A 22,290-nucleotide genomic window follows, 5' to 3' on the forward strand; every position below is an offset into this window, starting at 1 on the left:
TCCAAACTCACTCCCACCCGTCCGGAGAACAAGATGTTCGAACATCTCAAGGAACAACCCGCCGACAAGATCCTCGCCTTGATGGGCGAATATCGCGCCGATCCGCGCAAGGAGAAGATCGATCTTGGTGTCGGTGTCTATCGCAATGCCGAAGGCGTCACGCCTGTCATGCGCGCGGTCAAGGAAGCCGAGCGCCGGATTGTCGCCGATCAGGAGACCAAGGCCTATACCGGCATGGCCGGTGACCCGGCCTTTTCCGACGCGATGATCGGCCTCGTGCTTGGCGAGGCGGTGCCCCGCGACCGGATCGCCGCGGTGGCGACGCCGGGCGGCACGGGGGCGATCCGTCAGTCGCTCGAGCTGATCCGGCTGGCCTCGGCTGATGCGCGGGTCTGGCTCTCGAACCCGACCTGGCCCAACCATCCCTCGATCATCAACTATCTCGGCATTCCGTCGAAGACCTACCGCTATTTCGACGAGGCGACGCGCGATGTCGATTTCGCCGGGATGATCGAGGATCTCGGCGCGCTGGCCGAGGGTGACGTGGTTCTGCTGCATGGCTGCTGCCACAATCCGACCGGCGCCAACCTGACCGCCCCCCAATGGGAAGAGGTCATCGCGCTGATGAAAGCCAAGGGTGCGATCCCGCTGGTCGATATCGCTTATCAGGGCTTCGGCGACGGTCTGGACGAAGACGCACAAGCCACCCGGCGCGTGGCCGCGGCGTTCGACGAATGCCTGATCGCGGCCTCCTGCTCCAAGAATTTCGGCATCTACCGGGAACGGACCGGTATTCTCATGGCGATTTCCCGCGATGCGGAGCAGCAGAAGGTGACGCAGGGCACGCTCAATTTCCTCAACCGGCAGAACTTTTCCTTCCCGCCGGACCACGGGGCGCGGGTCGTCACCACGATCCTGAACGACCCCGAACTGCGTGCCGACTGGGAGGCCGAGCTGGAAGAGACGCGCAACGGTATGCTTGCGCTGCGTCAGCAACTGGCCGACGAACTCAAGCGCCTGACGAATTCGGACCGGTTCGAGTTTCTGGCCAAGCATCGTGGCATGTTCAGCCGGATCGGCGCGTCGCCCGATCAGGTCGCGGCGATGCGGGAGGCTGACGGCATCTACATGGTCGGTGACAGCCGGATGAATATCGCGGGTCTGAATTCCGAGACGGTTCCCAAACTTGCCGCGGCCATCGTCAAGGCTGGCGTCTGAACCCGATCCAGTCTGACTTGAATGCAAGGGGCCGCCCATCGGGCGGCCCTTTTCTTGTGTGGCTTCGCCGAGATGCCGGGCATGAAAAAACCCGGGCGCGAACGCCCGGGCAGAGTTTGCGATCGACTGACTGGAAGGAGTGTCAGCCTTTCGTGAAATCGGGATAGGCTTCCATGCCCAGCTCGGACGTGTCGAGGCCGTTGATCTCGGCTTCTTCGCTGACGCGGATGCCCATGATCCCCTTGAGGATGACCCAGATGACCAGCGCACCGACGAAAGTGAACACACCGTAAGCGATGATACCCGTGATCTGAGCGCCCCAGTTGCCGGTGTAGAAGGCAACAGCCAGCGTGCCCCAGATACCTGCAAAGAGGTGAACCGGGATCGCACCGACGACGTCGTCGATCTTGAGCTTGTCGAGAAGCGGAACCGTGAAGACCACGATGACACCACCTACAGCGCCCGTCAGAAGCGCACCGAAGAGAGAGGGTGCCAGCGGTTCGGCCGTGATGGACACGAGGCCGGCAAGCGCACCGTTCAGAACCATCGTCAGATCGACCTTCTTGTAGAGGATCTGCGTCAGGATCAGCGCGGCAACGGCACCCGAAGCGGCGGCCATGTTCGTGTTGGCGAAGATGCGGCCGACATCGGTGATGTCGCCAACGGTGCCGGCAGCAAGCTGCGAACCGCCGTTGAAGCCGAACCAGCCCAGCCACAGGATGAACGTACCCAGAGTGGCGAGCGCCAGGTTGGAGCCCGGCATCGGGTTGACGCGGCCATCCTTGTACTTGCCAAGACGCGGCCCGAGGATCAGAGCACCGGCCAGAGCGGCCCAGCCACCCACGGAGTGAACGATCGTGGAACCGGCGAAGTCAGAGAAGCCCAGCTCGCTCAGCCAGCCACCGCCCCACTGCCAGGAGCCGGAGATAGGGTACATGATGCCGGTCAGGATGACGACGAAGATCAGGAACGGCCAGAGCTTGATCCGCTCGGCCAGGGCGCCCGACACGATCGACGCGGTCGCGGCGACGAACATCAGCTGGAAGAAGAAGTCCGACGCGACAGAGGCGTAGTCGAGCGACGCATCAGCGGCCGCAAGGCCTACGGGCTCGAGAACGGTCGGGACGAAATTCGGTGCGAAGTAGCCGTTGAAATCGCCCGGGTACATCAGGTTGAAACCAACCAGCCAGTACATGATCGACGCGATCGAGAAGAGCGCGATGTTCTTCGTCAGCTGCATCGTCACGTTCTTGGACCGAACAAGACCGGCCTCGAGCATCGCAAAGCCCGCGGCCATCCAGAACACCAGGAAGCCGCCCACGAGGAACAGCAGGGTCGTCATGATGTAGGGGCCGATTTCGTCAAAGCCGGGCGCTGCGGCCTCGGCTTCCTGCGCGAGCGCGAGCTCTGGTAGCAGGATGCCCGCGGTGAGCGCCATGGCAGGCACTGCGAGCTTGGATTTCCAATTCAACATCCGTTTAACTCCTATTATCGCGTTCACGCTCAAAGCGCGTCTTCGTTGGTTTCGCCGGTCCGGACCCGGAGCGCGCCTTCAACGTCGAGGACGAAAATCTTGCCGTCGCCGATCTTGTCGGTCTTGGCAGTGCTTGCGATGGTCGAGACGACCTGATCCGCGAGGGAAGCAGGGACGACGATCTCGAGCTTGACCTTCGGCACGAAGTTGACGGCGTATTCGGCGCCGCGATAGATTTCGGTGTGTCCGGACTGAGAGCCGAAGCCCTTGATCTCGGTCACCATCATTCCCTGAACTCCGATGGAAGTGAGAGCCTCGCGCACCTCCTCGAGCTTGAAGGGTTTGATCGTTGCGATGATGAGTTTCACTGTCTTCCCCTTGAATAGGTTCTCAATGCAGCGCTGAGCGGCACTGCTTGGGGCAACAAGGAAGTCGACAAACGCTTGCTCTCAAGCCGGGAGAGGCCATTCCCACCAGGTTGCGGAATGCATTATGCCCAAATTTTATACTTTTTGGGCTATTCGCACAAAAATAAGGCATACAAGAAAAGCTTTGATTGGGCGTCAGAGTCGCATGCCTGCGGATTTCGAGGCCGAAACTCGCCAAATCCGACTCGTTCGACATTACATTGCGACCGGCACACGCTAGAGTGGCCGCAAGACGGGCGATCGAGACCCTGATCAAGGAAGAGCGGTAATTCAGGTATGAGCGGTAGCGGACGCAGACGCACGCCTCTGGTGGCGGACAAGAGGTATCGGAGCAGGGTCGCCCCGGCCTCGAAACCCAAGAAGACGACCCGGAGCAAGAAGTCGGCACCTCGGCGCAAGGCGCCGGTGAGGCGCGGTATCGTGGGCTCGATCGTCGCGTTCTTCGGCCGCATCCTTGGCTGGATAGCGGGCCTTTTCTGGCGGATCACCTGGCGGCTTTCGCTGGTGGTGTCGATCCTGATCGGGCTGGGCGTTCTCTATTATGCGATGCAGCTTCCGCCCGCCAACTCGCTGGTTGACGGACGGGCCCGGGGCTCGGTCACGCTTCTTGATCGTGAAGGTCAACCCTTCGCGTGGCGCGGCGATCAGTTCGGCGGGATGATCACCGCGGATACCGTATCGGCCCATCTGCACAACGCGGTCATCGCGACGGAAGACCGGCGGTTCTATTGGCACCCCGGTGTCGATCCCCGCGGCATCGCGAGTGCGGTTCGTATCAACCTGCGCGAAGGTCGGGGTCCTCTCGAAGGTCATGGCGGCTCGACGATCACGCAGCAGGCGGCAGAGTTGATCTGCCTCGGCCGCCCGTTCGATCCCGCCGAATGGGAGGACGAGCGCGATTACGAACGCTCCTGCCGCCGAACCACGATCTGGGGCAAGATCCAGGAGGCGGTCTTTGCCATGGCGATGGAGGCCCGCTACTCCAAGGCCGAGATCCTCACAATCTATATGAACCGCGTCTATCTGGGTGCCGGGACGCGTGGCTTCGAAGCGGCCTCGCAACGCTATTTCGGAAAATCCGCCGCCGAGGTGACCCCGGCAGAGGCCGCGATGCTGGCCGGTCTGCTCAAGGCGCCGTCCGCGCTTGCGCCAACCAGCAACCTGCAGCGCTCGCAGGATCGCGCCAGCCTTGTCGTGGGCCTAATGGAGGAGCAGGGATACCTCTCCGCCTCGGCTGCGGCAGAGGCCCGGGCCAACCCGGCCCAGCTGTCACGCGCCGCGCGCGAACAGGCTGGCGGTTACTTTGCCGATTGGGTCATGGATACCGGGCCGGAGTTCTTTACCCGCGGAACGACCGAAGACGTGATCATCCGCACGACATTCGATCGGCGCATCCAGTCGGCCGCCGAGGCCGCGATGATCGAGGTCTTCGAGAATCAGGTCCGCGAGGGATCGGCTGCGCAGGCAGCTATCGTGGTGATGAGCGCCGATGGCGCGGTCCGTGGCATGGTCGGCGGGCGGGATATCCGCGTCTCGGGCGCCTTCAACAGGGCGACACAGGCGCTTCGGCAGACGGGATCGGCCTTCAAGCCCTTCGTCTATGCCGCAGCACTTGATCTGGGCCGGTCGCCGAACGATCTGGTCGAGGACGTGCCCTTGACGATCACGATCCCCGGATCGGGCGACTGGACGCCCCAGAACTATGACCGCGAATTCAAGGGATGGGTGACCCTGACACAGGCCATGGCCGAAAGCCGCAACGTGCCAGCCGTGAGGCTGGCGCAGGAGGTGGGTCTTGGCAATGTTCGCACGGTCGCCGCCATGTTCGGCATCGAAAGCGATCTGGCCGCCGGTCCCGCGCTGGCACTGGGCGCCTCGGAAAGCACGCTTGTCGAGATGACCGGCGCTTTTGCCGGCATCCTCAACGGTGGATCGTCGGTGACGCCCTATGGCCTCGTGGAATTGCGCCTTCTGGGCGACGACGCCCCGCTGATGGGGGCCGGCGGCGGCATCGGCGAGCGTGTCATCCGCGAAGAGGCCGCCCGTCAGCTGACGTGGATGATGCACCGGGTTGTCGAGGACGGAACCGGCCAGCGCGCCCGGATCGAAGGCTGGGAGTTCGCCGGCAAGTCAGGAACGACCTCGGCGGCGCGCGATGCATGGTTCATAGGCTTTTCGGCCGATTACGTGGTCGGCGTCTGGATGGGCTATGACGACAACACACCTCTCAACGGCGTGACGGGCGGCGGGCTTCCGGCCGAGATCTGGCGCCAGACCATGGAGCGCGTGATCGCGGGGCTGCCCCCGACCCCCTTGCCGATGGATGTGCCGATCCCGGGTTCTGGCGATGCGATCGCCACAGCGTCGAATGTGGAGCTTGGTCAGCCGCTGTCGGATGCGGCGCTCGATGCCGCGCTGGAAAGCGCCTTCGGACCCTCGCCCACACGATCAGAGGAGACCCCGGCACAGGCCGACCGCGATACCATCCAGAGCGTCCTCGACAACATTCTTGGCGGCGGAGGAAACTGACCCGGCGATGACCGCTGCATCACTCGGCGGGGTCGCACCGTTCATAGCGAAAGGCATAGCCGTCCCACAGCATGATGATGTCGTCATCCTCGGCGCTGTTCATGAGAAGCGCGCGTTCGGCCCACTGATCCGACTCGCCGATGCATTGCATCGTGTAAAGGATCGCATCCATGTTGATGACGTCGACCGGGCGCGTCATCCGGCATTCCATCTCGACCCCGTAGAAGATGCCTCCCCTGATCTCGAGAGAGCCGCCATCAACCCCGATCAGACTGCAATCCGAGTTTGCGGTCTGTCGGTAGACACCGTCGAACGGGCCCGCCAAGGCCGAGGCGGAATAAAGAGTTGCCGCAAGGATCGAAACGATCTTGAATGAAATACGCATGAAAAAACGAACTCCGAACTTGTGGGCAATCGCGCCCGAAATGGATTTATAGACTATCAAATCTCGGAATCGCCTTATTTTCGACCCAACGAGAGCGTATGGACACCGGACTGTCGACGATTTGGGACCAATTCGGGAAGGTCGAGATGATTGTATCTGAACGAGGGTTAAACGGTCATGGCCACCGCTGATCCGCAAGGGCGCAGAATACAGGAAGGCATCTCCGAACTGAGGTCTGTCCGACGCCGGAGCAGGCCCCTGTTCTGGGCCGTCGCCGTGTTCAGCTTTTTCGTGAACGCGCTGATGCTGACGGGCCCGCTCTATATGCTGAACGTCTATGATCGGGTGCTTGGTTCCCGGTCAGTCGAGACGTTGCTGGCGTTGTCGGTCCTCGTGGCGTTCCTCTTCGCGATGATGGGGCTGCTCGACGTCGTCCGGGGCCGTGTCATGGGGCGCGTTGGCGCCCGCTTTCAGGCCGATCTCGATGAACGGGTCTTTGCCGCCTCGATCCGCGGGGCGACGATGCCCGATGTCCACAAGGAGGCGGCGACAGCGCAGAAAGACCTCGAATCGATCCAGCGGCTTCTGGTGTCTCCGGCGTTGATGGCCGTCTATGACCTGCCGTTCGCGCCCCTGTTCTTCCTTGGCATCTTCATCTTCCATCCGTGGATGGGTTACCTCGCGCTGGTGGGTGCGGCGATCCTTCTGACGCTGGCGGTCATGAACCAGATCATCTCGAGAGGACCGTTGTCGCGGGCCTCGGCGACGGCGCATGTCGCCGAACAGATGGGCGGCCAGATCCGGCAGGAGGCCGAACTGGTCCTTGCGCTGGGGATGCGCGGTGCCGCGTTTTCGCGCTGGCAGAATGCCCGGGGCGAATCCCTGACCGCCGCGATCGGCGCAACCGATCACACAGGGACGTTCTCATCCGTGATCAAGGCGGTCCGGCTTCTGCTGCAATCGGCGATGTTGGGTCTCGGGGCCTATCTGGTGCTGCAGAACCAGATTTCGGCGGGCGCGATGATCGCCGGATCCATTCTTCTGGGCCGGGCGCTGGCCCCGATCGAGATGATCGTCGGACAGGCGTCCGTGTTTCAGCGCGCGCGCGACGGCTGGAAGAACCTCGGCGTTCTTCTGGGCTATGTCCGCGACGGGCAAAAGCGCACGGCCCTTCCGCAACCCAAGGCCAAACTGGATGTCGAACAGGCCACCGTCTTCCTGCCCGGAGAGCCGACGGCCACGCTCCGAATGATCAGTTTTTCAGTTCAGCCGGGCGAGGCCGTGGGCGTGATCGGCACGTCGGGGGCCGGGAAGTCAACGCTTGCCAAGGCGTTGACCGGCTTCCTGTCGCCAGCCGCCGGGCGCGTGCGGCTCGATGGTGCGGCGCTCGATCAGTACGAACCCGACATCCTTGGCAAATACGTCGGCTATCTCCCGCAGCGGGTCGCGCTGTTCGATGGCACAATCAAGGAAAACATCGCGCGCTTGTCGCCCGATCCCGATGATGCCGCTGTCGTTGCAGCGGCCAAGCGTGCCGGCGCACACGAGATGATCCTGCGGCTGCCGCAAGGCTATGACACGCGGGTCACCTCGACGGGCGGTCGTCTGTCGGGCGGACAGGTCCAGAGGATCGGGCTGGCGCGCGCCATGTATGGCGAACCGGTGATGCTGGTTCTGGACGAGCCGAATTCCAACCTCGACAACGAAGGCGGGCAGGCCCTGAATGCCGCCATTCGCGAGTTCAAGGAGCAGGGCCGGATTGTCCTGATCATGGCGCACCGTCCGGCCGCCATTCAGGAATGCGACAAGCTTCTGATCCTTGAGAATGGAACACGCCGCGCTTTCGGCCCCAAGGACGAGGTTCTGCGCGACATGGTCAAGAATGCCGAGACGATCCAGAAATCGACCGGCCAGGCAGGGATATCATGAGCGGCGGCAAACAATGGTCGGTGCGCAAGCCGATGCTGATCGGCGCGGCGGCCCTTCTGGTTCTGGTGGGGGGCCTTGGCACGTGGTCGGTCATGAGCCGGATCACGGGCGCGGTGATCGCGCAGGGGCAGATCGAGGTCGAGACCAACCGGCAGGTCATCCAGCACCCCGACGGGGGCATCGTCGCCGAGATCCTGGTCAAGGAGGGCGACACCGTCGAGGCGGGCGAGGTTCTGATCCGTCTTGACGCGGAAAACCTCCGCTCTGATCTCGCGGTGGTCGAAGGTCAGCTTTTCGAGGTGCTTGCCCGCCGCGCCCGGTTCGAGGCCGAGCGTGACAATGCCGAGGAGATCGAGTTTCCCGAAGAGCTTCTGCAAAGCGACAATCCCGTCGTTCCGGAACTAATCGACGGGCAAAAGCGCCTGTTTCAGGCCCGGATCGAGGCGGAGGATCAGGAAAAGGAACAGCTGGCGCGCCGCCGCGATCAGATCTCGAACCAGATCGACGGGATCGTCGCGCAGCAGGCTGCTGTCGAGGAACAGCTGTCCCTGCTGGAAGAGGAACTTGAATCCCAGCAGACCCTGCTGGATCGCGGTCTGGCACAGGCCACCCGGGTTCTGGCCCTGCGTCGCGAGGCGGCCAATGTCGCGGGCCAGTTCGGCGAATTGACCGCGACCAAGGCGCAGGCCGAGGGCCGGATCACAGAGCTCGAGATCGAGATCCTGCGCATCGGAACGAGCCGCCGCGAAGAGGCGATCACCCGCCTGCGGGACCTTCAGTTCAACGAGATCGAACTGGCCGAACGGCGTCGCTCTCTCAAGACACAACTCGACCGGCTGGAAATCCGGTCCCCGGTCAGTGGCATTGTCTATGGCATGCAGGTCTTTGCCGAACGCTCGGTCATCCAGTCGGCCGATCCGGTGATGTATGTGATCCCGCAGGATCGGCCGCTGATCATCACCAGCCGCGTGCAGCCGCAGGATATCGATCAGGTCTATCTGGGCCAGGTCGTGGCCCTTCGCTTTTCGGCCTTTGATCAGCGCAGGACGCCGGAGCTTTTCGGCTCGGTGACGCAGGTCTCGGCCGACGCCTTCACCGACGAGAACACCCAGACCAGCTATTACCGGGCCCAGATCGTTCTGTCCGAGGGCGAGGTGGAACGGCTGCCGCCCGAAATGTCGCTCCTTCCGGGGATGCCGGTCGAGGCGTTTCTTGCCACGCAGGAACGCAGCCCTCTCGATTACCTCGTGAAACCGCTGACGGATTACTTCGCCAAGGCGTTCCGCGAGGGCTGATTGCCTCTGTCGGCAGGGCGGATTAGCTTCCGCCTTGTCAGCATTCATACCGGAGCGAGGAAGATGGCAGGAAAGATCGAAACACGACTGGCCGAATTGGGCGTGAGCCTGCCTGACGCTGCGGCGCCGGCGGCCAATTATGTGCCCTCCGTCCGTCAGGGCGACACGCTTTATGTTTCGGGTCAGATCAGCATGGATGCCAGTGGCCTGATCCTCGGCCGGCTGGGTGCCGGGATGTCCGTGGAAGAGGGCGCTGCCGCCGCCAAGGTCTGTGCCATCAACCTGCTGTCGCAGGTCAAGGCCGCTTGCGACGGTGACCTCGATCGGCTGGTGCGGATCGTCAAGCTGACGGGTTTCGTCAATTCCGCCCCCGAATTTACCGATCAGCCCAAGGTCATCAACGGCGCGTCGGATTTCCTTGTCGAGGCATTGGGTGATGCGGGGCGTCATGCACGCTCGGCCGTTGGCGTCGCGGCATTGCCGCTGGGTGTCGCGGTCGAGATCGAGGGGATCTTCGAAATCGAATGACCTTGCCTGCATCATTTATCGCGCGGCCCTTTGCGCATCGGGCTTTGCATGATCGCTCCGATGGCCGGCCCGAAAACAGCCGCGAGGCGATCGCAGCCGCCATCGCGGCCGGCTATGGGATCGAGATCGATCTTCAGCTGTCCTCTGACGATGTGCCGATGGTGTTCCATGACTACGACCTCGGACGCCTGACGGGCGCGTCCGGGGCCGTGGCGCAGCGCAGCGCTGCAGAGCTTGCGTCGATCGGTCTTTCCGGTGGCCCGACGGGTATTCCCACGCTGGCCGATATCCTTGGGCAGGTCGCGGGGCGGGTGCCGCTCCTGATCGAGTTCAAGGATCAGGACGGCGCCATGGGCCCCGATGTCGGGCGGCTCGAACGTGCGGCCGCCCGGTTGATCGCGGCCTACGACGGGCCGGTCGCAGTGATGTCGTTCAACCCGCATTCGGTGGCCGTTCTGGCCGAGGAATTGCCCGATATCCCGCGCGGGATCGTGACCGAGAGCTATTCCGAGGCCTCGACACCGACCCTGCCTGCCCCCGTCCGCGACACGCTCAGGCAGATCGGTGACTTTGACCGGGTCGGCGCCTCTTTCATCAGCCACGAGGCGGCCGACCTCGATCGTCCACGGGTGGCGGAACTCAAGCAACGGGGCGCCACGATCCTGTGCTGGACGGTGCGATCCCCCGAGGCCGAGGCCGAGGCCAGAAAGGTTGCCGAACAGGTGACATTCGAAGGCTATCTTGCCTGATTGCGCCTTGACCGGCGGGCAGACCGGGACAGGTTATCGACCATGATGGATGGCGCACAGATCGAGATTTCGGTTCACCCCGACTTCGGCGAAATCGCCGAGGCCGAATGGGATTACTGTGCCTGCCCCGAGGCTGCGGATGGCGGTCGTCCGGACGATCCGTTCACGACCTACCGGTTTCTCAAGGCGCTTGAGGATAGCGGGTCCGTCGGTCGCGGCTCCGGCTGGCAGCCGCGATATCTGACGGCGCGGATGGATGGCGAAATGATTGCCGCCGCCCCGCTTTATGCCAAGGGCCACAGCCAGGGCGAATACATTTTCGATCACAACTGGGCCCATGCCTACGAGAATGCGGGCGGGCGCTATTACCCCAAGCTTCAGATCGCGGTGCCGTTCACGCCAGCGACCGGCAGGCGGTTTCTGACGCGACCGGGCATGGAGAGCGAAGGCATATCCGCGCTCTTGCAAGGGGCGATCCAGATCGCCTCGGACAACGAATTATCCTCGCTTCACATCACCTTCTGCACCGAGGTCGAGGCCATCGCCGGCGAAGAGATCGGTCTTCTGCGCCGCACGGGTCAGCAGTTTCACTGGGAAAACGACGGCTACGACAGCTTTGACGATTTTCTGGCGGCGTTGTCGTCGCGCAAGCGCAAGACGATCCGCAAGGAACGCCGGGGCGCGGCCGAATTCGGCGGTGAGATCGTGTCCCTGACCGGAGACCAGATCGAGCCTGCGCATTGGGATGCCTTCTGGCAATTCTACCAGGATACCGGCGCGCGCAAATGGGGCACGCCCTACCTGACCCGCGCCTTCTTCGACATCGTGCAGGAAAAGATGCGCGACGATGTTCTTCTGGTGCTTGCGATGCGCGAGGGCCGGGCTGTCGCGGGCGCACTGAACTTCATCGGGCGGCACACGCTCTATGGGCGCTATTGGGGCTGTATCGAACATCACCCCTTCCTGCACTTCGAACTGTGCTACTACCGTGCGATCGATTATGCGATCGAACATGGCCTCGACCGGGTCGAGGCTGGCGCGCAGGGCGAACATAAACTTGCGCGGGGTTACCTGCCCGTCGAGACGCATTCGCTGCACTGGATCGCCGATCCGGGCTTCCGGGAAGCGATCCAGCGCTATCTCAGGGCCGAACGGGACGCAGTCGATCACGAGATCGAGGTGCTGACCAGTTACGGCCCGTTTCGCAGACATTCCCAGGAGGAACAGCAATGACCGACAAGCTTGATCCCGCCGCACGCGATACCGCGATCTCGGAACTTGGCGCGAATGGTTGGGAGCCGTGCGGCGATCGCGACGCGATCCGCAAGACGTATACCTTCGCGAATTTCGTCGAAGCCTTCGGCTTCATGTCAAAGGCCGCGATCTGGGCGGAAAAGATGAACCACCACCCCGAATGGGACAACGTCTACAAGACGGTCAACGTCACGCTGACAACTCATGATGCCGGGGGGCTCAGCCAGCTGGATGTCGATCTTGCCCGCAAGATGGATCAGCTGGCCTGACGGATGGCGCATGGGCCGGGTGGTCCGACACCCGGCCCAGACCCTTCAGATCTGAGAGACGAGCGTCTCACCCGCGGAAATGTCGCATTCGCCGGGGCCGGATTCGGGGTTCAGGATAGTGACCTTGCCGTCTTCGACCAGCATCGAATAGCGCCTGGACCGGCCGAAGAAGCCGGCACCCGCCGCTGTCCAATCCATGCCGATGGCCTTCGTGAACGATCCGTCCGCATCGCCAAGCATGGAAATGCCCGCTGATTTCGCACCGGTCGAGTCGCCCCATGCATCCATGACGAAGGGGTCGTTGACCGAGACGCAGATCACCTCGTCGACGCCCTTGTCCTTGAGCGCATCCATCGACCGGATAAAGCTGGGGACGTGGGCATTGGTGCAGGTGCCGGTATAGGCGCCGGGCACGCCAAAGATCGCAACCTTGCGGCCGCCTGTCTTCTCGGCCATCGAGACGGGCGCAGGACCGTCAGGGCCGATGGTCAGAAGCGTTGCGTCGGGAAGGGTATCACCTGTTTCAATAGTCATGACTGGGCCTTTTTGGGTGTGAACTTTTCTCTGCGGCGATATAGGGTTCGCAACGCGGGAAACCATGAAAAAGGGTCACTTCATGAGCCACTTCGTCGTCGTTGGCGCTGGTCAGGCCGGATCTTCGCTGGTCGCAAAGCTCCGATCCTCTGGTTTTGACGGCAAGATCACTCTTGTCGGCGCGGAAGATGTGCCGCCGTATCAGCGACCGCCCCTGTCGAAGGCCTACCTTCTCGGCGAGATGGAGGAAGAGAGGCTCTACCTCAGGCCCGAAAGCTATTACGCCGAACACGGGATCGAACTGAAACTCTCGACCCGTGCGGTGGGCATTGATCCCGTGGACCGGATCCTGACCCTCGAGGCCGGCGAGGAGCCGATCCACTATGATGCGCTTGCGCTGACCACGGGCTCCCATCCGCGGACGCTTCCTGCCGCGATCGGCGGTGATCTCGATGGCGTGATGACGATGCGGGACCTGCGCGACGCCGATGGCATGGCGCCGGAACTTGTCGCCGGGCGCAAGGTCCTGATCGTGGGCGGCGGATATATCGGGCTCGAGGCTGCGGCGGTCTGCGCCAAGAAGGGGCTCGAGGTCACACTGGTCGAGGCTGCGGATCGCATCCTGCAGCGTGTCGCCGCGCCCGAAACCTCTGCCTTCTTCCGTGATCTCCATGGTTCTCATGGCGTCAAGATCCTCGAAAAGACGGGGCTGGAACGGCTCCTTGGGGAAGACAGGGTCACCGGCGCGCGGCTCACCACCGGCGAAGAGATCGCCACCGATTTCGTCGTTGTCGGCGTGGGGATCGAACCCGCGACGATCCTTGCCGCCTCGGCCGGGCTCAGCGTCGAGAACGGGATCGAGACCGACAGCCATTGCCGCACCTCTGATCCCCATATCTGGGCCGCCGGCGATTGTGCGTCGTGCCTGTTCGAAGGGCGGCGCATCCGGCTGGAATCCGTCGGCAACGCGATCGACATGGCCGAGGTGGCCGCGCTGAACATGATGGGTCAGGAAACCGAATATGCGCCCAAGCCTTGGTTCTGGTCGGATCAATACGATTGCAAGCTTCAGATCGCGGGGCTGAATGCCGGGTATGACGCCATCCATGTGCGTGACAGCGGCGCGGGCGCAAGGTCGCACTGGTATTATCGCCAGGGTCGTCTGATCGCGGTCGACGCGATGAACGACAGCCGCGCCTACATGGTGGGCAAGCGCCTGATCGAAAGCGGAAAATCCCCCGCGCCCGAGGCGGTGAGCGATCCGGCGACAGACCTCAAGGCGCTTCTGAAGGCGTGAGGATCATCGCAGGCAGACATCGTGGCCTGACACTTGCCGCCGTGGGCGTGGGTGACAAGGGGGCCTCGCTCAGGCCGACGTCGGATCGCGTGCGGGAGGCGCTGTTCAACGTGCTGACAGGGGGGCGGTTCGGCGATCCGGTGACCGGTGCCCATGTCCTCGATCTGTTTGCAGGAACCGGCGCGCTGGGCCTCGAGGCATTGTCGCGCGGCGCGGCGCATGCCACCTTTGTCGACGATGGCCGCGTGGCACAGAACCTGATCCGGCAGAACCTGCGCCGCGCCGGGCGTGACGAGGACGCCCGGGTTCTGAAGGTCGATGTGCGGTCCCTTCCGACGGCAGAGGAGGGGGCAGATCTTGTCTTTCTCGATCCGCCCTATGCAAAGGGGCTCGGAGCACCGGCGCTGGGCGTGGCGCGCGCGCAGGGCTGGATCGCCCCCGGCGCGGTGGTGGTCTGGGAAGAACGTTCTCCGCAACCGCCGCCCGCAGGGTTTTCGCTGATCGAGCATCGCCGCTATGGCGACGCCCATCTTACCTTTCTCAAGGCGGATCCATCTTGAAACTCGTGATTTTCGATTGTGACGGCGTCCTTGTGGACAGTGAGGGCCCGGTCAACGCGCTCCTTCTCGAGGATCTGAACGCGCGGGGCTTGTCTCTGCGATCCAGGGACATGCAGTCCTTGTTCGTCGGCGGAACGATGGAAGGCGTCTTTCGACAGGCGCGCGCCATGGGGGGCGACCTGCCCGACGATTGGGTCGACCGGTTCTATGAAAAGATGTTCGCCCGCCTTTCCCAAGGCGTGCCGCTGATCGACGGCGTCCTCGATCTTATCGCGGCCGTCGAGGCGACGGGCGCCCAGATCTGGGTCGCCTCTAACGGCCCCTATCAGAAGATGCGCCATACCCTTGCGCCTCACGGGCTGTGGGACAGGTTCGATGGCCGCATCATGAGCCGTGAGGATTTCGCGCCGAAACCCGCGCCGGACATGATCCTTCACGCGATGGCGCAGGTCGGTGCGGACCGGTCCGAGACCGTATTTGTCGACGATAGCGCGACCGGATGTGCGGCAGGGATCGCCGCCGGGGTCCGGACAATCAGCTATGCAGGCGAGACACCGGCGGCCATCCTTGCCGAGGCGGGCGCCGAACCGGTAGCGTCGATGGCGGAGGTCCGGCATCTGCTTGGTCTGTAACGGCCNGGCGTCGATGGCGGAGGTGCGGCATCTGCTTGGTCTGTAACGGCCCTCGGTTCATTTCCCCGCGAGGAGGCACCCCGTGATGAGTGACCCTGATACCAACCATTTCTGCCCCGGCTGCGGCGTGTCGATAAAGCACTTCCCCCGTTATCCATGGCATTTCTGCAATTCCTGCCGGGAGACTGCCACCGACCGTGAGGGGCATCGCTACCGGTTCGGGAACATCAGTCTTTCGGGCGGCTTCGAATTCGGCCTCGACGGCTCGGATGAGAGGTTCTCATGTCTGGGTGTGATCTGCCTGATCAAGGGTCGGCCGGCCTATATCCACGAGGCGCGCTTTGGCGGGATCGTGGCGGAGCCTGTTCCGGATCTGCCGTTCCGCAGAAAAGGTGTCGTCGATATCCGACGGGGCATCCCGCAAGCCTTTGTCGACGAAGAGCGTGCGCGACAGGAGGAGCGCAGACAGCCGCGCATCCGGCCCGAATAGCGGGTCGATCGCACAGTCCTGGCCGCGCAGGAGTGATTCGCAGATCACTCCACCGGTCTTGGCATCAGTTCAGGGGGTCTGGATCAGTCTGTTGCGCCTGAAGAAACAATCGGGTTGAGGCCAATGGGGCTCGATGGCCCGAATTGCACGGACTGGTTGTATTTGCCACAATTTCGCCCGATTTGATTTCCGGAAGGCGCTCATCCGGGATACTACTAATATTCGAAAGGGCACTATTTCCGCCCTCTTGCTGCTGTCTTATTGGAGGAAGTGATATGAAGCGTTTTGTTCTCGCCGCGGGTTTCGCGGCAGTCGGGTTGCTTGGCGGAGCAGCGAATGCTCTCACGCTTCAGCTCGACAGCTACACCGCCAATATTCAAACGGTGAATATCGGCGCCTCGCCGGTTGCTGGAACGCCCAATCAGGTTGGCGCGACAGGGTTCAACGTGACCGATACGACGGGTGACATGGGGTCCTTCGTTGCATGGTGCCTCGATGTCTCTCACCTCCTGATGGGCACGGGAGATACGCAACTCTACTCGGTGACAGATAATCCGTTTTCCAACAGCTTTGGCCTGACGGCGGTCGCACGCGACCGGATCCAGCTTATGTTCGATGCGAATTACGACGATGTCGATTTCTCGAACGCAGATCAGGCGGCTGCGTTCCAGATGGCCCTTTGGGAAGCCGCTTATGAAGATGACAGCGGTGTGCTCGATCTGATGAGCGGTCTTTTCAGCGCGTCGTCGAACGGAAGCAATGGCCTTGCTGCGACCTATATCGCCAACGCGCTCAGCTATACGGGTGACAAGCTTTGGAACATGACGTTTCTGGAGGTTGCCGGTTACGGCCCCGACCGGGGAAGGGATACCGGCCAGAACCTCGTGACGGTTTCTGCCGTTCCGCTGCCGGCCGCTGGTCTGCTTTTGCTGACCGGGCTTCTGGGTGCCGGGGCGTTGTCGCGTCGCCGGGCGAACCGGGCCTGAGGCTCAGACACAAGTCACAATAGTGATAAAGCGCGGCGCCATTGGCGCCGCGTTTTCGTTTGCGTGTCGATCAGGACGGATTGGTCGGGTGAAACAGGTTAGCCGGCGACGGGGTAAAGATTTCGCAGCCCGTCGCGGTGATCCCGATCGAATGCTCGAACTGGGCTGACAGGGATTTGTCCCGCGTGACGGCCGTCCAGTCATCGGCGAGGATCTTGGTTTCCGGCCGGCCGAGATTGACCATCGGTTCGATGGTGAAGAACATCCCCTCTTCCAGCCGGGGTCCGGTTCCGGGACGCCCGTAATGCAGGACATTGGGCGGCGCGTGAAACACGCGCCCCAGTCCATGACCGCAGAAATCGCGCACCACCGACATGCGTTGACGTTCCACGTAGGTCTGGATGGCGGACCCGATATCCCCGAAGGTATTGCCGGGTTTCGCAGCCTCGATCCCGAGCATCAGGGAATCGTGCGTTACCTGGATCAGGCGCTCCGCCTTCCGGCTGATCTGGCCTGCGGTATACATCCGGCTCGTATCGCCGAACCAGCCATCGACGATGACGGTCACGTCGATATTCAGGATGTCGCCATCCTTGAGCTTCTTGTCGCCGGGAATGCCGTGGCACACGACGTGATTGACGCTGATACAGGAAGCATGGCGATAGCCCTTGTATCCGATCGTCGCGGATACCGCGCCGGCCTGTTCGACCTTCTCGGTGATGATGCGGTCGATCTCGCCGGTGGTCTGGCCCACGAACACATGTTCGGCGATCTCATCGAGGATTCGGGCCGCCAGTTCACCGGCCTTGCGCATCCCGGCGAAATCCGCCGCCTCGTGGATCCGGATGCCATCCTTCGTCAGTCTGCCCTTGTGTTCGTCCAAATCGTCACTCCGTCATTTCACACTGCAAGTCTAATTCACCATGCGGCCAAGGGCCAGAGGAGCCGGAAAACGCCTCATCGGATGTCAGATGGGGGTCGGCGGATGAAACGGCAACACCTTGTCCGTGTCTATCCCGTCCGGGCTGATCCGCGTTCCGACGCACAAGACCTCGACCCCGGCGCGCATCGCCCTGTCGAAGGCCGCGGCATAGGCAGGGTCGATGTCATTGGCAAGCGTCACGGTCGCGGCATCGGTTCTTTGCACCAGAAACAACATGACGGACCTGCCGTCGGCCCGGGCCACATTGGCGAGGTCGTCGAGGTGCCGCGCGCCCCGCGCCGTCACGCTGTCGGGAAACTCGGCCAGCCCGGCCTCGCGCGACAGCGTCACGCTCTTGACCTCGACATAGATGTCGGCCGGCCCGCCTGACAGCAGGAAATCGACCCGGCTGCCCGTGCCATAGCGAACTTCCGGACGCACCGTTTCATAGCCTGACAGTCCCTCGATCCGATGATCTTCGAGCGCGGCCCTGACCACCCGGTTCGGGATGGCTGTGTCGACGCCCGTGAAGTGGCCGTCGGGATGCTCCACCAACCGCCAGCCGAATTTCAGCTTTTTCTTCGGGTCGTTGTTCGGCTCCAGCCAGCATCGCGTGCCGGGTTCGGCCAGCCCCATCATCGACCCCGGATTGGCGCAATGGGCCGTGATCTCGCGACCATCGGCATCAAGCGTCATGTCCGCGAGGAACCGTTTGTAGCGGCGGGTCAGCCGGGCAGGGACAAGAGGAGTGGCAAAGCGCATGGCCCCGTCCTATACCCTCCTCCAGTTTCAGGGAGAAGCCGCCATGACACATCCGAATCCCACCGCCGCCATGCTCGTCATCGGAGACGAAATCCTGTCGGGCCGCACGCGGGATGCCAACATGCATTATCTTGCCGGTCGGCTGACGGAGGCCGGGATCGACCTGCGCGAAGTCCGGATTGTTTCGGATGACCGCCCCGCAATCGTCGAGGCCGTCAGCGGTTTGCGCCGCGCCTATGCCCATGTCTTCACATCGGGCGGGATCGGGCCCACGCATGACGATATCACCGCCGATTGCATCGCCGCCGCCTTTGGGGTGGCCATCGGTGTGCGCGACGATGCCCGGGCCATTCTTCAGGCCCATTACGACAAGGCCGGCACCGAGATGAACGCGGCGCGGCTGCGCATGGCCCGGATCCCGGACGGGGCCACCCTGATCGACAATCCCGTCAGCGCCGCGCCTGGGTTCACCATCGGCAACGTGCATGTGATGGCCGGGGTTCCGACGATCTTTCAGGCGATGGTCGAGGGTCTGCTTCCGACGTTGACCGGCGGCACGCCGCTCACGTCGGATGCGATCCGCATCCTGCGGGGCGAGGGCGATATCGCCGGCCCCCTCGGGGATCTGGTCGCGCGCTATCCGGGCCTGTCGTTCGGCTCCTACCCGTTCCAGAAGGATGGCGTCTTCGGTGCGCAGGTCGTCGTTCGGGGGCAGGATGCCGATGCCGTTGCCGCCGCCCTCGGGGAACTCAGGGCCGCCTTCCCGGAATGAGCGTGACGCCGGAGGATATCTACCGGCTTGTCGATGCCACATGGCCGCCCGCCTCGATCCGCGATCTTGGCGGGTTCCGTATCCGCGAAGGACAGGGCGGCGGCAACCGCGTGAGTGCTGCCACTGCCGAAGCGCCGGTCTCAGCCGCCGAAATCGCTGCCGCTGAAGACGCCATGCGCGCCTTGCGACAGACGCCCCTTTTCATGATCCGGCATCATGACAGAGCCCTTGATCAGGCGCTGGATGATCTGGGCTACACGATCAAAGATCCGGTCACGGCATATGCGGCCCCGGTCGACAGGCTCATGCAAGACCTGCCGCCGCCGGTGACGACCTTCGAGGTCTGGCCATGGCTCGCCATTCAGCGCGAGATCTGGGAGGCCGGCGGGATCGGCGAGGCACGCCTTGCCGTCATGGATCGCGTGGAGGGGGCCAAGACGACGATCCTCGGGCGCACGGATGATCGGCCTGCGGCGACCGCGTTCGTCGCCATGTCAGGCGATCTCGGCATGATCCATGCGATCGAGGTGCATCCCCGGTTTCGGCGCCGCGGATTGGGCGCGCGGCTTCTGCAAGCGGCGGCGCGCTGGACCGCGCGGCAGGGCGGGCAGCACCTGTGCCTTCTGGTGACACAGGCCAACCAGCCGGCCAATGGCCTCTATGCTTCCATCGGGATGACGCCTGTGGGACATTATCACTACAGGATTCATCCGGGGCAGCAGGGCCATGACTGACGAGACACCGATAACCGCGCTTGACCTGCCGGCGGCTGCAGACCTGCCGCCCGAGATCGAGGCCTATTTCGACAAGTGCCGCGAAAAGCTCGGCATGATCCCGAATGTCCTGAGCGCCTATGCCTTCGACCCGGCCAAGCTTTCGGCCTTCATGGCGATGCATGATGACCTGATGCGAGCCCCTTCGGGTCTGACAAAACTTGAACGCGAGATGATCGCCGTCGTCGTCTCATCGATCAACAGATGCTTCTACTGCCTCACGGCCCATGGCGCGGCGGTTCGTCAAATCTCTGGCGACCCGGTGCTGGGCGAGACGCTTGTGATGAACTGGCGCGCTGCGCCGCTTCATGCCCGGCAGAGGGCCATGCTGGCCTTTACCGAAAAGGTCACGACCCAAAGTGCGGCGATCGAAGAAAGTGACAGGCAGGCGCTGCGTGATAGCGGTTTCACCGACCGGGACATCTGGGACATCGCCTCGGTCGCCGGGTTCTTCAACATGACGAACAGGATCGCGTCTGCAGTGGATATGCGTCCCAACGACGACTACCACGCACAGGCCCGATGATTGCGACAATCTGCACCGCGCTGGCGCTGAGCCTTGTTCTGCTGCCCGGGCCGCTGCGGGGGCAGGTGCTGGATTTTCCTGCAAATGCCCGCCCGATGTATGATCAGACGACCGATCCCGACCGCTATCTTCTGCCCACCGGCCCCTGGGACGGGACGTTGCCGACCCGGGCCGTCGAAGGGGCCGTCACACGGCAGGCCTGGCGGATCGATGCGGGCGGGTTGAGTGTCCTGCAAACCCTCCTTCCCCTACGCCAACAGCTGCTGGATGCGGGGTTCGAGGTGGTCTTTGAATGCGGAACCGAAGAATGCGGTGGTTTTGATTTCCGGTTCGCGACCGAGGTTCTGCCCGAACCCGAAATGCACGTCGATCTGGGTGATTTCCGGTTTCTTTCCGCCCGGCGGGATGATGAGGCGCTTGGCGTGCTGGCCAGCGTGACCTCGCGAGAGGCGTTTGTGCAGGTCATCCGCGTCGCGCCATCTGGGTCTGCGCCCGTCGCCCAGGTGTCCGGCCCCGCGATGCGCGAGCCTACGCCGCGAAGCCTTGGCGACTTTGGCGCGCGGCTTGAGGTCGACGGGCGGGTGATCCTGTCGGATCTGAGTTTCGATACCGGCTCTGCGCAGCTTGGCGAAGGCTCCTTCGCCTCATTGCGGGCGCTTGCCGCCTATCTGGACGCCAATCAGGGCAGGCGTGTCGCGCTGGTCGGTCACACAGATGCCGAAGGTTCGCTTGACGGCAACATCACCCTGTCGCGCCGGCGCGCGGGATCGGTTCTTGAACGACTGGTGTCCGAATATGGCGTGCGTCGAGCCCAGCTCGATGCCCAGGGGATGGGCTATCTCTCACCGATTGCCACGAACCTCACACCCGAGGGACGAGAGGCCAACAGGCGCGTCGAAGTGATCATCGTTTCGACCGAATAGACACTGGCGCTCCCGCGTCTCGCGCACAGATTGCAACGAGACTTGTCGGATGCCAGATCGTTTTCTAGTCCAGATGATATGATGGAATGTGTTGCCGCGGCGACCCGGACGCCCCGCATGCAGGCAAATCATCCTGCGAGCGTGGTCTGCTGCAGCGTTTTGTGGAGGTTGATGTGAACCCGATCTACAAAGACGACCTTGCGGGGTTGGAGGCCTTCTATCGCCGCTACCGAAGCCCGTACGACGCCCCCGGCGAGGTCTTGCCCGCTGCTGATGCCGATCTCGACGCCATTGCCGAACGGATCGTTGTCGCTATCCCCGATGCACCGCGCTTGCGCCACAGCACATTGCGGGTCAAGCACGATGCCCTGACGCGCGAGTTCGATGGCAAGTCAGAGCTACATCTTCTCCATTCGGTGGTGATCGCCGTACTTCGGCGCGATGATCCTCCGGTCGCGGCTGAGGTTCTTTTCCATCGGATCTGGTCCGAGCAGACCGATCGGATGTGCAGTGAACTGCCGACCCGATGGCTGATCTCGGCTGCGACGACGTTTTCCACATTTGGCAGGAACGAAGCGCAGCGGCGCGCCGGGCTCGCGATCTCGACCCTTTTCGCAATGCTCAAATTGACCGAGAGTGAACGCCTGTTTGCCGGGCTCGCGCCCCGGCTGGCACATGGGCCCAATCCGAAGATACGGCATAAGCTTCCGATGGATCTTCCGCCCTACCGTCTGCTGGGTGGCGAACTGGATCGGCTCATGTTGCATGACGTCTTTTCCGCCGCGAAGGGCGATCCTCCGATGGAGCGGCTTGCCAGGGAACTCTTCGACAGGATCAACCAGTCCGAGAATACGATGTTCCGTCGGCTGGCCCAGCTGCGCCAATACGAAGAGCAGAAACAGAACATGCGTCGGTTCAACAGGAAACAGAGGGAGCTGAAGGAACGGAAAGAGAAATCCATTCGGGATCGGCTGTCCGATTTCCTCCGGCGTGGCGGTCCCGGACAGGACGGCTGAGCGATCCGCGCTTGCCCCCCGCAGCGGCGCCATTTATTC

General features: G+C 63.0%; 24 protein-coding genes. 18 read left to right on the top strand and 6 right to left on the bottom strand.

The window, feature by feature from the left end; translation table 11 throughout:
* Positions 1-33: 33 nt before the first annotated feature.
* Positions 34-1,218: an amino acid aminotransferase gene (locus tag EP376_RS12115; RefSeq protein ID WP_127655781.1), complete on the top strand. Its 1,185-nt coding sequence runs from the start codon at positions 34-36 to the stop codon at positions 1,216-1,218.
* Positions 1,219-1,360: 142 nt separating this feature from the next.
* Here EP376_RS12115 and EP376_RS12120 read toward each other — a convergent pair whose 3' ends face one another.
* Positions 1,361-2,692 (bottom strand): ammonium transporter, encoded by a 1,332-nt coding sequence (locus EP376_RS12120; RefSeq protein WP_127655782.1) that lies wholly within the window; start codon positions 2,690-2,692, stop codon positions 1,361-1,363.
* A 29-nt stretch (positions 2,693-2,721) separates the two neighbouring features.
* Positions 2,722-3,060: a P-II family nitrogen regulator gene (locus tag EP376_RS12125; RefSeq protein WP_127655783.1), complete on the bottom strand. Its 339-nt coding sequence runs from the start codon at positions 3,058-3,060 to the stop codon at positions 2,722-2,724.
* Positions 3,061-3,396: 336 nt separating this feature from the next.
* Between EP376_RS12125 and EP376_RS12130 the strand changes: the two genes are divergently transcribed.
* Positions 3,397-5,649 (top strand): transglycosylase domain-containing protein, encoded by a 2,253-nt coding sequence (locus tag EP376_RS12130; protein ID WP_127655784.1) that lies wholly within the window; start codon positions 3,397-3,399, stop codon positions 5,647-5,649.
* Positions 5,650-5,668: 19 nt separating this feature from the next.
* Here EP376_RS12130 and EP376_RS12135 read toward each other — a convergent pair whose 3' ends face one another.
* The gene (locus EP376_RS12135) at positions 5,669-6,034 is read right to left on the bottom strand and encodes a hypothetical protein (protein ID WP_238928860.1); all 366 of its coding nucleotides are present in this window, start codon (positions 6,032-6,034) and stop codon (positions 5,669-5,671) included.
* 177 nt (positions 6,035-6,211) lie between these two features.
* Between EP376_RS12135 and EP376_RS12140 the strand changes: the two genes are divergently transcribed.
* From EP376_RS12140 to EP376_RS12165, 6 genes are all read left to right on the top strand, one after another.
* A complete protein-coding gene (locus EP376_RS12140; protein WP_127655785.1) occupies positions 6,212-7,963 on the top strand; it encodes a type I secretion system permease/ATPase in 1,752 nt (583 codons plus the stop codon).
* On the top strand, positions 7,960-9,258 hold the full coding sequence (locus EP376_RS12145) for an HlyD family type I secretion periplasmic adaptor subunit (RefSeq protein ID WP_127655786.1): 1,299 nt from the start codon (positions 7,960-7,962) through the stop codon (positions 9,256-9,258). The genes EP376_RS12140 and EP376_RS12145 overlap by 4 nt, the downstream gene beginning before the upstream one ends.
* Before the next feature lie 63 nt (positions 9,259-9,321).
* Positions 9,322-9,786 carry a RidA family protein gene (locus EP376_RS12150; protein WP_127655787.1) on the top strand — a complete coding sequence of 155 codons (465 nt, stop codon included), beginning with the start codon at positions 9,322-9,324 and terminating at the stop codon, positions 9,784-9,786.
* On the top strand, positions 9,783-10,535 hold the full coding sequence (locus EP376_RS12155; RefSeq protein WP_127655788.1) for a glycerophosphodiester phosphodiesterase family protein: 753 nt from the start codon (positions 9,783-9,785) through the stop codon (positions 10,533-10,535). Before EP376_RS12150 ends, EP376_RS12155 begins: the two co-directional genes overlap by 4 nt.
* Positions 10,536-10,580: 45 nt before the next feature.
* Positions 10,581-11,768, top strand: a complete 1,188-nt coding sequence (locus EP376_RS12160) for a GNAT family N-acetyltransferase (protein ID WP_127655958.1) — start codon at positions 10,581-10,583, stop codon at positions 11,766-11,768.
* Complete coding sequence (locus EP376_RS12165; RefSeq protein ID WP_127655789.1) at positions 11,765-12,058, top strand: 4a-hydroxytetrahydrobiopterin dehydratase; 294 nt, start codon at positions 11,765-11,767, stop codon at positions 12,056-12,058. Before EP376_RS12160 ends, EP376_RS12165 begins: the two co-directional genes overlap by 4 nt.
* A 45-nt stretch (positions 12,059-12,103) precedes the next feature.
* Here EP376_RS12165 and EP376_RS12170 read toward each other — a convergent pair whose 3' ends face one another.
* Positions 12,104-12,592 carry a peroxiredoxin gene (locus EP376_RS12170; RefSeq protein ID WP_127655790.1) on the bottom strand — a complete coding sequence of 163 codons (489 nt, stop codon included), beginning with the start codon at positions 12,590-12,592 and terminating at the stop codon, positions 12,104-12,106.
* A gap of 82 nt (positions 12,593-12,674) precedes the next feature.
* Between EP376_RS12170 and EP376_RS12175 the strand changes: the two genes are divergently transcribed.
* The 5 genes from EP376_RS12175 (at position 12,675) to EP376_RS12195 (ending at position 16,557) form a co-directional block, all read left to right on the top strand.
* Positions 12,675-13,889: an NAD(P)/FAD-dependent oxidoreductase gene (locus EP376_RS12175; RefSeq protein WP_127655791.1), complete on the top strand. Its 1,215-nt coding sequence runs from the start codon at positions 12,675-12,677 to the stop codon at positions 13,887-13,889.
* Positions 13,886-14,449, top strand: a complete 564-nt coding sequence (gene rsmD, locus EP376_RS12180) for a 16S rRNA (guanine(966)-N(2))-methyltransferase RsmD (RefSeq protein ID WP_127655792.1) — start codon at positions 13,886-13,888, stop codon at positions 14,447-14,449. The genes EP376_RS12175 and rsmD overlap by 4 nt, the downstream gene beginning before the upstream one ends.
* A gap of 5 nt (positions 14,450-14,454) precedes the next feature.
* Positions 14,455-15,081: an HAD family hydrolase gene (locus EP376_RS12185; RefSeq protein ID WP_240652462.1), complete on the top strand. Its 627-nt coding sequence runs from the start codon at positions 14,455-14,457 to the stop codon at positions 15,079-15,081.
* An 85-nt stretch (positions 15,082-15,166) separates the two neighbouring features.
* On the top strand, positions 15,167-15,571 hold the full coding sequence (locus tag EP376_RS12190) for a hypothetical protein (protein ID WP_203331032.1): 405 nt from the start codon (positions 15,167-15,169) through the stop codon (positions 15,569-15,571).
* A 275-nt stretch (positions 15,572-15,846) separates the two neighbouring features.
* Positions 15,847-16,557 carry a hypothetical protein gene (locus EP376_RS12195; protein WP_127655794.1) on the top strand — a complete coding sequence of 237 codons (711 nt, stop codon included), beginning with the start codon at positions 15,847-15,849 and terminating at the stop codon, positions 16,555-16,557.
* A gap of 70 nt (positions 16,558-16,627) precedes the next feature.
* Here the strand turns inward: EP376_RS12195 and map are convergent, their stop codons facing one another.
* Both map and sfsA read right to left on the bottom strand, forming a co-directional pair.
* Positions 16,628-17,440, bottom strand: coding sequence for a type I methionyl aminopeptidase (gene map, locus EP376_RS12200; RefSeq protein ID WP_127655795.1), 813 nt, complete (start codon positions 17,438-17,440; stop codon positions 16,628-16,630).
* A gap of 84 nt (positions 17,441-17,524) precedes the next feature.
* Positions 17,525-18,241 carry a DNA/RNA nuclease SfsA gene (sfsA, locus tag EP376_RS12205; RefSeq protein WP_127655796.1) on the bottom strand — a complete coding sequence of 239 codons (717 nt, stop codon included), beginning with the start codon at positions 18,239-18,241 and terminating at the stop codon, positions 17,525-17,527.
* Positions 18,242-18,284: 43 nt separating this feature from the next.
* Here sfsA and EP376_RS12210 point away from each other — a divergent pair, with 43 nt between their 5' ends.
* The 5 genes from EP376_RS12210 to EP376_RS12230 all read left to right on the top strand — a co-directional run bounded on the left by EP376_RS12210 (position 18,285) and on the right by EP376_RS12230 (position 22,251).
* Entirely contained in the window at positions 18,285-19,013 is a 729-nt protein-coding gene (locus EP376_RS12210) for a competence/damage-inducible protein A (protein ID WP_127655797.1), read from the top strand.
* Positions 19,010-19,747 (top strand): GNAT family N-acetyltransferase, encoded by a 738-nt coding sequence (locus EP376_RS12215; protein ID WP_203331033.1) that lies wholly within the window; start codon positions 19,010-19,012, stop codon positions 19,745-19,747. Before EP376_RS12210 ends, EP376_RS12215 begins: the two co-directional genes overlap by 4 nt.
* Positions 19,740-20,312 (top strand): peroxidase-related enzyme, encoded by a 573-nt coding sequence (locus EP376_RS12220; RefSeq protein WP_127655798.1) that lies wholly within the window; start codon positions 19,740-19,742, stop codon positions 20,310-20,312. Before EP376_RS12215 ends, EP376_RS12220 begins: the two co-directional genes overlap by 8 nt.
* Positions 20,309-21,235 carry an OmpA family protein gene (locus tag EP376_RS12225; RefSeq protein WP_127655799.1) on the top strand — a complete coding sequence of 309 codons (927 nt, stop codon included), beginning with the start codon at positions 20,309-20,311 and terminating at the stop codon, positions 21,233-21,235. Before EP376_RS12220 ends, EP376_RS12225 begins: the two co-directional genes overlap by 4 nt.
* Positions 21,236-21,408: 173 nt before the next feature.
* The gene (locus EP376_RS12230; protein WP_127655800.1) at positions 21,409-22,251 is read left to right on the top strand and encodes a hypothetical protein; all 843 of its coding nucleotides are present in this window, start codon (positions 21,409-21,411) and stop codon (positions 22,249-22,251) included.
* Positions 22,252-22,290: the final 39 nt, after the last annotated feature.

This window comes from Alexandriicola marinus (assembly GCF_004000435.1).
Classification (GTDB): Bacteria; Pseudomonadota; Alphaproteobacteria; order Rhodobacterales; family Rhodobacteraceae; genus Alexandriicola; species Alexandriicola marinus.